General features: G+C 60.7%; 16 protein-coding genes. 13 read left to right on the top strand and 3 right to left on the bottom strand.

Annotated elements, in window-relative coordinates:
• Nucleotides 1–3: 3 nt before the first annotated feature.
• The 9 genes from catC to ACEN8E_RS18860 all read left to right on the top strand — a co-directional run bounded on the left by catC (nucleotide 4) and on the right by ACEN8E_RS18860 (nucleotide 7610).
• The gene (gene catC, locus ACEN8E_RS18900) at nucleotides 4–294 is read left to right on the top strand and encodes a muconolactone Delta-isomerase (protein WP_007978984.1); all 291 of its coding nucleotides are present in this window, start codon (nucleotides 4–6) and stop codon (nucleotides 292–294) included.
• Between the two features lie 55 nt (nucleotides 295–349).
• Complete coding sequence (gene catA / locus ACEN8E_RS18895; protein WP_429372447.1) at nucleotides 350–1279, top strand: catechol 1,2-dioxygenase; 930 nt, start codon at nucleotides 350–352, stop codon at nucleotides 1277–1279.
• Between the two features lie 207 nt (nucleotides 1280–1486).
• Nucleotides 1487–2446 carry an AraC family transcriptional regulator gene (locus ACEN8E_RS18890; protein ID WP_495589422.1) on the top strand — a complete coding sequence of 320 codons (960 nt, stop codon included), beginning with the start codon at nucleotides 1487–1489 and terminating at the stop codon, nucleotides 2444–2446.
• Between the two features lie 258 nt (nucleotides 2447–2704).
• Nucleotides 2705–4069, top strand: a complete 1365-nt coding sequence (benA, locus tag ACEN8E_RS18885) for a benzoate 1,2-dioxygenase large subunit (protein WP_495589421.1) — start codon at nucleotides 2705–2707, stop codon at nucleotides 4067–4069.
• Complete coding sequence (gene benB, locus ACEN8E_RS18880) at nucleotides 4066–4554, top strand: benzoate 1,2-dioxygenase small subunit (RefSeq protein WP_495589420.1); 489 nt, start codon at nucleotides 4066–4068, stop codon at nucleotides 4552–4554. Before benA ends, benB begins: the two co-directional genes overlap by 4 nt.
• Before the next feature lie 10 nt (nucleotides 4555–4564).
• Nucleotides 4565–5578, top strand: a complete 1014-nt coding sequence (gene benC, locus ACEN8E_RS18875) for a benzoate 1,2-dioxygenase electron transfer component BenC (protein WP_495589419.1) — start codon at nucleotides 4565–4567, stop codon at nucleotides 5576–5578.
• A gap of 200 nt (nucleotides 5579–5778) precedes the next feature.
• Nucleotides 5779–6552 carry a 1,6-dihydroxycyclohexa-2,4-diene-1-carboxylate dehydrogenase gene (locus tag ACEN8E_RS18870; protein WP_495589418.1) on the top strand — a complete coding sequence of 258 codons (774 nt, stop codon included), beginning with the start codon at nucleotides 5779–5781 and terminating at the stop codon, nucleotides 6550–6552.
• Between the two features lie 42 nt (nucleotides 6553–6594).
• Entirely contained in the window at nucleotides 6595–7293 is a 699-nt protein-coding gene (locus ACEN8E_RS18865; protein WP_495589417.1) for an alpha/beta hydrolase, read from the top strand.
• 116 nt (nucleotides 7294–7409) lie between these two features.
• On the top strand, nucleotides 7410–7610 hold the full coding sequence (locus ACEN8E_RS18860) for a hypothetical protein (RefSeq protein ID WP_008021266.1): 201 nt from the start codon (nucleotides 7410–7412) through the stop codon (nucleotides 7608–7610).
• A 51-nt stretch (nucleotides 7611–7661) separates the two neighbouring features.
• Here the strand turns inward: ACEN8E_RS18860 and osmE are convergent, their stop codons facing one another.
• Together osmE and ACEN8E_RS18850 are read right to left on the bottom strand one after the other, a co-directional pair.
• The gene (osmE, locus tag ACEN8E_RS18855; RefSeq protein WP_495589416.1) at nucleotides 7662–8009 is read right to left on the bottom strand and encodes an osmotically-inducible lipoprotein OsmE; all 348 of its coding nucleotides are present in this window, start codon (nucleotides 8007–8009) and stop codon (nucleotides 7662–7664) included.
• Nucleotides 8010–8022: 13 nt separating this feature from the next.
• Nucleotides 8023–8262, bottom strand: a complete 240-nt coding sequence (locus tag ACEN8E_RS18850; RefSeq protein ID WP_495589415.1) for a hypothetical protein — start codon at nucleotides 8260–8262, stop codon at nucleotides 8023–8025.
• Nucleotides 8263–8457: 195 nt separating this feature from the next.
• Between ACEN8E_RS18850 and ACEN8E_RS18845 the strand changes: the two genes are divergently transcribed.
• Nucleotides 8458–8793 (top strand): hypothetical protein, encoded by a 336-nt coding sequence (locus ACEN8E_RS18845; protein WP_495589414.1) that lies wholly within the window; start codon nucleotides 8458–8460, stop codon nucleotides 8791–8793.
• A 57-nt stretch (nucleotides 8794–8850) separates the two neighbouring features.
• On the opposite strand, the gene ACEN8E_RS18840 is transcribed toward ACEN8E_RS18845, so the two are convergent.
• Nucleotides 8851–9411: an RrF2 family transcriptional regulator gene (locus ACEN8E_RS18840; RefSeq protein WP_495589413.1), complete on the bottom strand. Its 561-nt coding sequence runs from the start codon at nucleotides 9409–9411 to the stop codon at nucleotides 8851–8853.
• A 319-nt stretch (nucleotides 9412–9730) separates the two neighbouring features.
• On the opposite strand from ACEN8E_RS18840, the gene ACEN8E_RS18835 reads away from it, so the two are divergent.
• The 3 genes from ACEN8E_RS18835 to ACEN8E_RS18825 all read left to right on the top strand — a co-directional run bounded on the left by ACEN8E_RS18835 (nucleotide 9731) and on the right by ACEN8E_RS18825 (nucleotide 12937).
• Complete coding sequence (locus ACEN8E_RS18835) at nucleotides 9731–10933, top strand: NAD(P)/FAD-dependent oxidoreductase (RefSeq protein ID WP_495589412.1); 1203 nt, start codon at nucleotides 9731–9733, stop codon at nucleotides 10931–10933.
• A gap of 134 nt (nucleotides 10934–11067) precedes the next feature.
• Entirely contained in the window at nucleotides 11068–12357 is a 1290-nt protein-coding gene (locus ACEN8E_RS18830) for an NAD(P)/FAD-dependent oxidoreductase (protein WP_495589411.1), read from the top strand.
• Between the two features lie 25 nt (nucleotides 12358–12382).
• Nucleotides 12383–12937 (top strand): helix-turn-helix domain-containing protein, encoded by a 555-nt coding sequence (locus ACEN8E_RS18825; protein ID WP_495589410.1) that lies wholly within the window; start codon nucleotides 12383–12385, stop codon nucleotides 12935–12937.
• The last annotated feature ends 4 nt before the right edge of the window (nucleotides 12938–12941 follow it).

The following is a 12941-nucleotide window of genomic DNA, read 5'->3' as shown; positions in this document are numbered from 1 at the left end:
ATTATGCTGTTCCACGTAAAAATGACCGTGAACCTGCCGGTCGACATGAATCCTGAAGCGGCCGCCAGGCTCAAGGCTGACGAAAAAGCCCTGGCCCAGCGCCTGCAAGAGCAGGGCAAGTGGCGCCACCTGTGGCGCATCGCCGGGCATTACGCCAACTACAGCGTGTTCGATGTCGACAGCGTTCAGGAACTGCATGACCTGCTGATGCAATTGCCACTGTTCCCGTACATGGCCATCGAAATCGACGCGATGTGCCGGCACCCTTCTTCCATCCGTGACGATGACCGCTGAGCCCAGCCGGTTCAGCCCGCTACGCTAATAATTACAAGATGAGGAACCCTGCAAAATGAACGTCAAGATTTCCCACACTGCCGAAGTCCAGAAATTTCTCGAAGAGGCCAGCGGCCTGCTCAATGACGCCGGCAACCCACGGACCAAGGCGCTGGTGTACCGCATCCTGCGTGACTCGGTGAACATCATCGAAGACCTGGCCGTGACCCCGGAAGAGTTCTGGAAAGCCGTCAACTACCTCAACGTACTGGGTGCGCGCCAGGAAGCCGGGCTGGTGGTGGCCGGTCTCGGTCTGGAACATTACCTCGACCTGCTGATGGACGCCGAAGACGAACAGGCCGGCAAGTCCGGCGGCACGCCGCGTACCATCGAAGGCCCGCTGTACGTGGCGGGCGCGCCACTGTCGGTCGGCGAAGCCCGCCTTGACGATGGCATCGATCCGGGGGTGACCCTGTTCATGCAAGGCCGCGTGTTCAACACCGCTGGCGAACCCCTGGCCGGCGCTGTCGTCGACGTTTGGCACGCCAACACCGGCGGCACCTACTCGTACTTCGATACCGCGCAATCGGAATTCAACCTGCGTCGCCGTATCGTGACCGACGCTGAAGGCCGCTACCGTTTCCGCAGCATCGTGCCGTCGGGCTACGGCTGCCCGCCGGACGGTCCGACCCAGCAACTGCTCGATCAACTGGGCCGTCATGGCCAGCGCCCGGCGCACGTGCATTTCTTCATTTCCGCACCGGATCACCGCCACCTGACGACCCAGATCAACCTCGACGGCGATCAGTACCTGCACGATGACTTTGCCTATGCCACCCGCGACGAACTGATCGCTAAGATCACCTTCAGCGACGATCAGCAGCGTGCGGCAGCCCATGGTGTAAGCGGTCGCTTTGCCGAAATCGAATTCGACTTCACCTTGCAGTCGTCCGCCCAGCCCGAGGAACAACAGCGCCACGAACGGGTCCGCGCACTCGAGGACTGATATCGCAAAATGTTCGACCCCTGTGGGAGCGAGCCTGCTCGCGAAGGCGGCGTCAGCTTCAACTTCAACGTTGATTGACACTCCGCTTTCGCGAGCAGGCTCGCTCCCACAATGGGGGATGTGCAACTGGCCGGAAATATCTCAAGCCACAGACGCACTGTTCTAGAATGGACCGACGCAACCGATAACAAAAACGAGAGTGACCTGATGATGCAAGCTCAACTATTGAGTCAGCGCAGCCGGGTGTTCGACCAGGCCGACCCTTACGCGGTGTCGGGCTACGTCAATCAGCACGTCGGCAACCATTGCATCCTCATGCCCCGTACGGGACAGCCACTGGCCAGTCTCGACCATCGAAAGTTCGCCAGCCTCGACCTGTGCCGGATCAGCTACGGCGCGAGTGTGCGGGTGACGTCGGGCGCACTGGAGAACATCTATCACCTGCAAGTGTTGCTGCGCGGCAATTGCCTGTGGCGCGGGCATGGCCAGGAGCATTACTTCGCCCCCGGCGAACTGCTGCTGATCAATCCCGATGATCCGGTGGACCTGACGTATTCCGCCGATTGCGAAAAATTCATCCTGAAGATCCCCACCCGGTTGTTCGAGTCGGTTTGCGATGAGCAGCGCTGGCAGTATCCGGGGCAGGGCGTACGGTTTCTGGAGAACCGCTATCAATTGGGCAAGCTGGAAGGTTTCGTCAACCTGCTGGCGATGATTTGCCAGGAAGCCGAGGCCACCGAACAGATCCCCAGGGTGCAGGAGCATTACGCACAGATCATCACCAGCAAAATGCTGAGCCTGATGAAAACCAACATCAGCCGCCTCGAACCTGGTTCCCAGGCCGCCACCTTCGAAGCGATTGCCGACTATATCGCGAGCAATCTCAAGCGGGACATCGACAGCGAGGAGCTGGCGCGCCAGGCGCACATGAGTTTGCGCTCCTTGTATGGCCTGTTCGAACGCAATGCCGGCCTGACGCCGAAAAACTACCTGCGCCAGAAGCGTCTGGAACGCATCAATGCCTGCCTGAGCGACCCGACCTGCAACGTGCGCAACGTCACGGAAGTGGCGATGGACTACGGCTTCCTGCACCTGGGACGATTCTCCGACAGCTACCGCAAACAGTTTGGCGAATTGCCGTCCGATACCCTCAAGCGCCGGCACTGAGGCCTTCAACATCGATGCCGCCTGACCTGACGCCATCGCGAGCAGGCTCGCTCCCACATTGGATTTGTGCCATCCAGTGATTCTGTGTCCGCTGCAGAACCTCTGTGGGAGCGAGCCTGCTCGCGAAGAGGCCAGTAAATTCAGTATTGAAATCCCCCCTGCACAAAACGGATAAAGGTCTGCACCCAGCGGATATTCCAGCCTGATCCCCCGTCCTAGCATGGCCCTGCCTGAACAATAACAATGGAGGCGGCGGCCATGACCCTGCGACCCGAATATTTGCATTCCCTGCTTGAAGACGATCCCGAACAGGGCCTCTATCGCTGCAAGCGCGAGATGTTCACCGACCCCCGGTTGTTCGATCTGGAGATGCAGCACATCTTCGAAGGCAACTGGCTGTATCTGGCCCACGAAAGCCAGATTCCCAACATCAACGATTTCTACACCACCACCATCGGGCGCCAGTCGATCTTCATCGCGCGCAACAAGGACGGTGTGCTGAACGCGTTCATCAATGCCTGCAGCCATCGCGGCGCGACCCTGTGCCGGCACAAGTCCGGCAACAAGAGTTCCTACACCTGCCCGTTCCACGGCTGGACGTTCAACAACTCCGGCAAGCTGCTCAAGGTCAAGGATCCGGCCCAGGCGGGCTACCCGGCGAGCTTCAACTGCGAAGGCTCCCACGATCTGACCCGCGTGGCGCGTTTCGAGTCCTATCGCGGATTCCTGTTCGGCAGCCTCAAGGCCGATGTGCTGCCGCTGGTCGAGCACCTTGGCGAGTCGGCGAAGATCATCGACATGATCGTCGACCAGTCCGCCGATGGCCTGGAAGTGCTGCGCGGTTCTTCGAGCTATATCTACGAAGGCAACTGGAAGCTCACTGCTGAGAACGGCGCCGACGGCTACCACGTCAGCTCGGTGCACTGGAACTACGCGGCTACCCAGAACCAGCGCAAACAGCGCGAAGCCGGCGACAGCAATCCGACCATGAGCGCCGGCAGCTGGGCCAAACAGGGCGGCGGTTTCTATTCCTTCGACAAGGGCCACATGTTGCTCTGGACCCGTTGGGCCAACCCCGAGGACCGTCCGCTGTACGAACGTCGCGATGAGCTGGCCCGGGACTTCGGCAAGGCTCGCGCCGACTGGATGATCGAGAACTCGCGCAACCTGTGCCTGTACCCCAACGTGTACCTGATGGACCAGTTCAGCTCGCAGATCCGCATCGCCCGGCCGATCTCGGTCAATCGCACGGAAATCACCATCTACTGCATCGCCCCCAAGGGTGAAAGCGACCACGCGCGGTCCAGCCGGATTCGTCAGTACGAAGATTTCTTCAACGTCAGCGGCATGGCCACACCCGACGATCTGGAGGAATTCCGTGCCTGCCAGACCAGCTACCAGGGCAGCGTCACCACCTGGAACGACATGTCCCGTGGCGCCGAGCACTGGATCGAAGGCGCCGATGAGGCAGCCAGGGAAATCGACCTGCATCCGCTGCTCAGCGGCGTGCGCACCGAAGACGAAGGCCTGTTCGTGCTGCAACACAAGTATTGGCAGCAGACCATGCTCAAGGCCCTGGCCGCCGAGCAGTCGAAGTTGATCGCCGTGGAGGACGTGCAATGAGCATTGCCTTTGATACCGTGCGCGACTTTCTCTACCGCGAAGCGCGTTACCTCGATGACCGGCAGTGGGACGAGTGGCTGGAGCTTTATGCCCCGGATGCAACGTTCTGGATGCCGTCCTGGGACGACAACGACGAATTGACCGAAGACCCGCAGCGGGAAATCTCGCTGATCTGGTACGGCAACCGCACCGGCCTGGAAGACCGCATCTTCCGCATCAAGACCGAGCGCTCCAGCGCCAGCGTGCCAGACACCCGCACGTCTCACAACATCAGCAACATCGAGCTGCTCGAACAGGCCGACGGACTGTGCAAGGTGCGCTTCAACTGGCACACCCTGAGTTTTCGGTACAAGACCGTCGACAGCTATTTCGGCAGCAGTTTCTACACCCTCGATGTGCGCGGTGAAAACCCGTTGATCAAGGCCAAGAAAGTGATCCTGAAGAACGACTACGTTCGTCAGGTCATCGATGTTTACCACTTGTGAGGCGGCCGTCATGACCCATTCCATCGCGTTCAATTTTGAAGACGGCGTCACCCGTTTCATCGACGCCAATGCCGGCGAAACCGTGGCCGACGCCGCTTACCGCCAGGGCATCAACATCCCGCTGGACTGCCGCGACGGCGCCTGCGGCACCTGCAAGTGTTTTGCCGAGGCTGGCACCTATGATCTGGGCGAGGAATACATCGAAGACGCCCTCAGCCCTGAAGAGGCCGAGCAGGGTTTTGTCCTGACCTGCCAGATGCGCGCCCGCAGTGACTGCGTGGTGCGGGTGCCGACGTCCTCGGAGGTTTGCCGTACCCGCCAGGCCAGCTATGACGCGACCATCAGCGCCGTGCGTCAGTTGTCCGACAGCACCATTACGCTGTCGATCAAGGGCGAGTCCTTGAGCAAGCTGGCGTTCCTGCCGGGGCAATACGTGAACCTGGGGATTCCCGGCAGCGAGCAGACCCGTGCCTATTCATTCAGTTCGTTGCAGCGCGATGGCGAGGTCAGCTTCCTGATCCGCAACGTGCCGGGCGGCTTGATGAGCAGTTTCCTCACCGGCATGGCCAAGGCCGGCGATAGCATGCGCCTGGCCGGACCGTTGGGCAGTTTTTACCTGCGTGACATTCGCCGTCCGTTGCTGCTGTTGGCCGGTGGCACAGGACTGGCGCCGTTCACCGCGATGCTGGAGAAGATCGCCGAGCAGGGCAGCGATCACCCGCTGCATCTGATCTATGGTGTGACCCACGATTTCGACCTGGTGGAAATCGACCGCCTCGAAGCCTTTGCCGCGCGCATCCCCAACTTCACCTTCAGCGCCTGCGTGGCCAGCCCCGAGAGCCAGCACCCGCTCAAGGGCTATGTGACCCAGCACATCGAGCCAGAACATTTGAACGATGGCGACGTCGACGTCTACCTGTGCGGCCCGCCGCCGATGGTCGAGGCGGTCAGCAAGTACATTGGTGAGCAGGGCATCAAGCCGGCGAATTTCTACTTTGAGAAATTCGCCGCCAGCGCGGCTTGAGCTGCGCACTTATACCCAATGTGGGAGCGAGCCTGCTCGCGAATAGGCCGGAACATTCAACATCGATGTTGCCTGTGAAACAGCTTTCGCGAGCAGGCTCGCTCCCACAGTTGATAGCAGTCATATACAAACTCGGTGCCCGACACAGGACCGGGTTTGGCCTGCATATTCCTGGTTGGCCGGAATTATTTGAGGTGTCCATGAACAAATTTCACGAAAAAGTCGCACTGATCACCGGCGCCGCCCAAGGCATCGGGCGGCGGGTGGCCGAGCGTATGGCCGCGGAAGGGGCGAGGCTGATCCTGGTGGATCGTTCCGAACTGGTGTTCGAAGTGCAGCAACACCTGGCGCCGGCCACCCAGGTGTTGGCCCTGACCGCCGACCTTGAGCAATACGAGGAATGCTGCCGGGTGATGCAAACCGCCGTCGAGCGATTCGGTCGTCTCGACGTGCTGATCAACAACGTCGGCGGCACGATCTGGGCCAAGCCGTTCGAGCACTATGAAGCGTCGCAGATCGAGGCCGAGGTACGCCGTTCGCTGTTCCCGACCTTGTGGTGTTGCCATGCGGCGCTGCCGTTCATGCTGGAGCAGGGCAGCGGGGCGATCGTCAACGTCTCCTCCATCGCCACCCGCAGTCTCAACCGCGTGCCCTACGGTGCGGCAAAGGGTGGGGTGAATGCCTTGACCGCTTGTCTGGCGTTCGAAACCGCCGGTCGTGGCGTGCGGGTCAACGCCACTGCACCTGGCGGCACCGAAGCACCGCCGCGACGCATACCGCGCAACGGTGCCGAGCAGAGTGAGCAGGAAAAACACTGGTACCAGCAGATCGTCGACCAGACCCTCGACAGCAGTTTGATGAAACGCTACGGCACGCTGGATGAGCAGGCGGGGGCTATTCTGTTTCTGGCCAGCGACGAAGCGTCCTATATCACCGGCATGGTCATGCCCGTGGGCGGCGGCGATCAGGGCTGACGCAAGCGACTGACAACCCCATCCGCAATCGGAGACATGATGATGAGTGTCAAACCCACGATCGTGCTGGTCCATGGATTCTGGGGCGGCGCTGCCCACTGGAACAAGGTCATCGTCAAATTGCTCAGCCGGGGTGACACGCACATTCGTGCCGTCGAGTTGCCGCTGACGTCCCTGGCCGAGGATGCCGAGCGTACGCGCCAGATGGTCGCCCAGGTGCCGGGGCCGGTACTGCTGGTGGGGCATTCCTATGGCGGTGCGGTGATCACGCAAGCGGGTGATTTGCCTAATGTGGTTGGGCTGGTGTACATCGCCGCCTTCGCGCCGGACGCCGGCGAAAGCCCCGGTGGCATTACGCAACGGCATCTGCCTGCAGCGGCGGCCAACCTGGCGCCCGACAGCGACGGATACCTGTGGGTCAAGCCCGAGCTCTATCACGAAAGCTTCTGCCAGGACCTGCCGGCGACCGAAGGGCTGGTCATGGGGCTCACCCAGAAAGCGCCGCTGGCCAGCACCTTTGGTGACACCATCAGCACCGTGGCCTGGAAGAAAAAACCATCGTGGTATCAGGTTTCCAGCGCAGACCGGATGATCGCGCCGCAAAACCAGCAATGGATGGCCGAACGGTTGAACGCCCGGGAGATTCTGACCTTGAATGCCGGCCACGCGTCATTGGCGTCGATGCCCGCCGAAGTGGCGGCCTTGATCGACAGGGCCGCGATGGCGTTGGCCGAGGGCTAGGGTCCAGGTGCAATGAAATCGGGAATTTCCATGGCGACATCTGGTCGGTATTTCACAGAAGGGTGGGTGTAAGGTAAACAAGTCAACCTGAGAACACTGCCCAGGAGGAGGTGACTATGAGCGTTCCAATGTTGAACAAAATGCACATGAACGGTTACGACGTACTCAGCGTGAACAACGGCCCCTGGCGGGTATGCACCCAGGGTGACCGGCTTGGCTCGTTCGACAGTCGAGAAGAGGCACTGGCGTTTGCCGCGGCACTGCCCGGCTACAGGGCGCGAACCACCCGGCCTGCGCGCAGCCACCAGGCCAAATGACAACAGGCTCGAAGCCCCGGTCCGCCGGGGCTTTTGCGGTATGGGGCTGGGTCAATAGCCGCCGCCGCCGCTGCGGGCCGGTTCCCGGGCTTTTTGCTGCATGTGGCTCCATTCCGCGCAGGTCATGAAGCTCTTGTGGTCGACCATGCCACGGCCGTCGAAGCTGACGTTGTACGACTGCTGATGGCCGGGCTGAGTCAGTCTGTAGTCAAAGCAGGTACCGGGTTCGACGGTGCGATCGGTGACTGCCAGGGGCTGGCCACCGATTTGCCGGACTTGCTCCTGAGTCATGCCAGTGTTGACTTTCGCGACCAGCGGCTGGTCCTGGTAGATCGAGTTGGTGCTGCAGCCTGCCAACGCGGTCAGTGCAACGACCAGCGTGAATAGAGGCCTGTTCATGGCAGCGCTCCCGCTATTGAGTCTTGTTGCGGCTAATGACCTTGGCTTTCACTTCCTCGGCATAGCCGGACAGTTTTGCTTCATCGCCCTGAAATAGAGAACACAGTCTTTTAACGGCTTGTGCGTCGGCCTCGCTTCCAAGCAGGCGCAATTGCTCCTCTATGCGCAGAAGCTCCACTGCCGACCAGCGCAAATCTGACGCAAGCCCTTGCAGATCACGCCGAAGCTGCTGTTCCGATTCGTTAAGCCACATGATGACCTCCTGAATACTGCACTCCGGAATTTTAGACCTGTTTGCCGGATGTTGTGTTCGTCTGAATCAGCCGGGCTTCCTTTGGTCGGGGAACTAACCGAGAGAAGCGATATCAATGACAGTCGCCGAATCGTCGGGATGGCTGTACGGACGACGGCAAGCTACATTTTCTTATTTCGAATTCAAGGAAACAGCATGCGGATGTTGATGGGGGGAGTCGCGCTGGCATTGCTGGCCGGGTGTTCGTTGCCGGCATCGCTGGTTCCGGGCGAGCCGAATGTCAGCAAGCACAGCGCGAAGGCGCCAAAAGAGTATGCAGCCTGTGTTTTGCCTGCCTGGCAAAAGGAAGTACCGAATACGACCCAGGTTTCGATATCCAACGGATTTCGCATCACCGCACCCAGCGTGATCACGGCCGATGAAGTACTGGATATCGTGAAGTACAAGGATGGCAGCCGGGTTTCGCTGTATCAGGGGCCACCCTGGGCCAAATCCGGCAATTTGCGCCAAATCGTGCGTGACTGCCTGTAAGCGCGGGAGCGTGAAAAAAACCGGATGCCTGGCGTGCATCCGGTTTTTTTTTGTGGGTCAGTCGGAAAGGTCGGTCGTCGGGATGAGTTGCTCACTGCCCTGGGCGGCACTTTTGCGTTCCCGGCGCTCGGTCATCCAGTTTTCCACCTTTGCACCGAAATCCGGCGGGGCTTTGCGCCCGAGTTTCCTGGCGATGTCCAGGATGGTCTGTTGGGCGAGGGCCTCTTCCATGCGTTTTTGCGCAACCATCATCGCGCCATTGACCGCGCACGGACCGTCCAGCGCCCATGCAGGCGGGGCACCGTCAAACACGGCGCAACGGCCACGGATCTCCCGGCAATCGAAAATCGACTTGCGACCGTCGATGGCGTTGACGATATCCAGCAGGGTGATTTCGTCAGCGGGCCGGGCCAGCTTGAAGCCGCCGCGCATGCCTTCGGTGGCGACCACCAGTTTGCCTTTGGCCAGTTTGGTGAAGATTTTCGCCAGATAGTCCAGGGGAACGCCTTGCAGTTCGGCAAGGTCACGCACGCTCGCCTCGCGAGAGTCGCCGCCATTGCCGACGAGAAAAAGCAGGCAGTGGATGCCGTACTCGACACCCGCGCTGTAAAGAGACATACAGATCTCCGACTTGATTAGTCGCCAATTCTAACAGCCGAAAGCAAGCCGGGCAACGAAGCGTCGCGTCCTGAGTTTTCTTTTGCAGCTTGAAATGTCGGCGTTATGCGCGTTCTTGAGCCTTTTCTGAGAAGGCGTCGAGGCTTTCGATGGCGGTCATCAAAAAAAACGAGTTGCAGGATTTAACTAGGATCAATACAGTCGTAGTTGTTCGAGCGGCACAGGTGAGCGATTCTCGAAAGACACCGGCCTCATGCCCGCTCCCGATGAGCGTGACCCATCACGATCGACAACACTTGTTTATCCTCTGGAGTTAAAAATGAAACAGCACATTCTGGTGATCGGCGCAGGTTTCGGTGGCATGTGGACCGCTTTGAGTGCCACGCGTCTGTTCGACATTCACGGTCACAACGATGTTGAAGTGACCGTGCTGGCTCCTCAGGCGGAACTGCGTGTACGTCCGCGCTTCTACGAGCCGAACGCCCACCAACTGGCGGCGCCGATCGGCGATCTGTTCGATGCTGTAGGGGTCAGGTTCATCAAGGGCGCGGCGCAGACCATCAACGTCGAGCAAAAGCAGGTCGGCTATGTCGATGCCGCAGGTGCCCAGCAAGTCTGCAGCTACGACAAACTCGTTCTGGCCACTGGCAGTCGCCTGGCTTCACCGAACACGCCGGGCGTGGCCGAACATGCGTTCGACGTCGATCAGATCGAACAGGCCGTGCGCCTGGAAAACCACCTCAAGGCGCTGGCCAATCAGCCAGAAAGCAACGCACGCAATACGGTGGTAGTGGCCGGTGGCGGTTTCACCGGGATCGAAACGGCGACTGAAATGCCCACCCGCCTGCGGGCCATCTTCGGCGACCGTGCCGACATCAATGTGATCATCGTTGACCGCGGCGACAAGGTTGGCGGCTCGATGGGTGAGGAAATTGCTGAGTCGATCGTCGAGGCCAGCGTGGCGACCGGCGTGAAATGGCACTTGAACGCCTCGGTCGTGTCGGTCGATGCCAACGGCGTGACCCTGTCCGATGGTGCGCGTATCGATGCCAAAACCGTGGTCTGGACCACCGGCGTTCGCGCCAGCTCCCTGACCGAGCAGATTCCGGCCGAACGCGATCACTTGGGCCGTCTGCATGTCGACGCCCACCTGAAGGTCATTGGCCAGGACGACATCTTCGCCACCGGCGACGTCGCCTACGCGGCCAGTGACGAGATCGGCAACTACGCCTTGATGACCTGCCAGCACGCGATTTCGCTGGGCCGCCATGCCGGCAACAACGTCGCCGCGCAGATGCTCGGTGTCGACCCGACGCCGTACAGCCAGCCGAAATACGTGACCTGCCTCGATCTGGGCGCCTGGGGTGCGGTCTACACCGAGGGCTGGGACCGTCAGGTGAAGCTGGTCAAGCATGAAGCCAAGGCATTGAAGACGCAGATCAACACCCAGTGGATTTACCCGCCAGCGGCTGACCGTGTCACGGCATTGGCTTCGGCGGACCCGATGATTCCCGTGGCCTGAATCGAATATCGCACCGGAACAAAACAATCCCGCTCGGGTTCGCCTGAGCGGGATTTTTTACGCCATGATTGCCTGTGTGAAATTTACCGTGTATTTTTTCATGAAATTACAAATAAAAAATTTCACGAGGCCGTATGTTTCAGCAATCCACCCGGCATGTCGCCAGTTACTACGCCCATTCCTGCGCCGATCGTCTGGTTGAACGAGCCGCACTGGAAGGTGAGCAAGACACTGAGGTGCTGATCATCGGGGCCGGTTTCAGTGGCTTGCACACCGCGTTGCGCCTGGCATTGGCCGGCAAGCGTGTGACCTTGCTCGAAGCCAGCCGGGTGGCGTGGGCCGCGTCCGGGCGTAATGGCGGGCAGGCGATTCTCGGCTGGTCGTGCGACATGCCACCGCTGGAAGCGGCGCTGGGATACGAACGGGCGCGGCGCTTGTGGGACGGCATGCGCTGGGCCGCGCGCGAACTGCGTGATTTGCCCGGTCGCCATGAATTCGACTGCGACTACCGCGCCGGCCATCTCTGGACCTCGGTGATGCCGCGACGAGTGGGGCTGCTGACCGAGTGGCAAGACGAGGCGAGCCACAAGTGGGGCCACGACAAACTGCAATTTATCGAGCGCAGCGATTTGCCGCGATGGGTTGCCAGCGAGCGTTATCAGGCCGGCCTGTTCGATCCCGAGGGCGGGCATTTGAACCCGCTGAAACTGGCCCTGGGCCTGGCCGATGCGATTGAACGGGCCGGTGGCCGCATCCACGAGCAAAGCAAGGCGCTGAGCTATGGCGAGGAGGGCGACGGCTTTGTGGTGACCACCGAGCGCGGTCGTATTCGCGCCGATGTGCTGGTGCTGGCGTGCAACGCTTACCTCGATCGACTCGACCCGCAACTGGCCAGTTGCGTGTTGCCGGTCGGGACGTATCAGGTCGCGACCGCGCCGCTGACGACGGAGCAAGCCACCGCGCTGCTGCCGAGCAACGTGTGTGTGACCGACAACCAGTTCGTGCTCGACTATTTCCGGCGCACCCCGGATAACCGCCTGCTGTTCGGCGGCGGTTGCACGTACCTGGGCGGGATGCCGAAGGACATCGCCGCGGCGACCCGACCGTTCCTGGAGCGCGTATTCCCGCAGCTCACGGGCGTCGAACTGGAGTTCGCCTGGGGCGGACACATCGACCTGACCCTCAAGCGCACACCGGATATCGGACGGCGTGGCGAGCTGTACTGGATGCAGGGCTATTCCGGGCATGGTGTGCTGCCGACACTGGCCGCGGCGCGGGCGGTGTCCGACGCGGTACTCGGTCAACCCGACGAGCTGTCCCTGTACCAGGGCCTGAACAACGGCAGCTTTCCCGGCGGCAAATACCTGGCCGCGCCGCTGGAAGCCATCGGCAAGGCCTGGTATCGACTGCGCGATAGTATTTGAAGCGACACTTTCCGGAATCCTCAAGATGGACATGCAAGAAGAAATCTCGGCGCTGGCGATCCTGATCCAGGACCTGCGCAAACACAAGAAGTACACCCTGAAGGAACTGGCGGACAAAATCGGTCGCTCCGTCGGTTTCCTGTCCCAGGTCGAGCGCGGTCTGTCGCGCCCGACCGTGGCGGACCTGACCGCCATCAGCGAAACCCTGGGCGTGCCCACCACCTATTTCTACAGCCTGCCCAAACCCATGGCCCTGGCCTGGGTCACCCGCCCGGACGAGCGCCGCACGCTGTACTACGCCGATGGCATTACCGACATTCTCGTTTCGCCAAAAATGCGCGCCTCGTTCTCGATGCTCGAAAGCCGGCTGGAGCCCGGTGCCAGCAGCGGCGACCGGCACATGAAGGACAGCTCGGAGCAGGGCGGTTATGTCCTCGAAGGCGAGCTGACCCTGTGGCTCGACGACAACGAACCGGTGACCCTGCATCCCGGCGACAGCTTTCAACTGGCCAGCCATGCGCATTGCCGTTACGGCAACCAGTCCGACCAACCGACCCGCGTGCTCTGGGTTTACACCTGATAAC

The organism is Pseudomonas sp. Pseusp9 (assembly GCF_059491265.1).
Note: the sequence above shows the minus strand (reverse complement) of the source record. Positions and strands in the feature narration are given on the sequence as shown.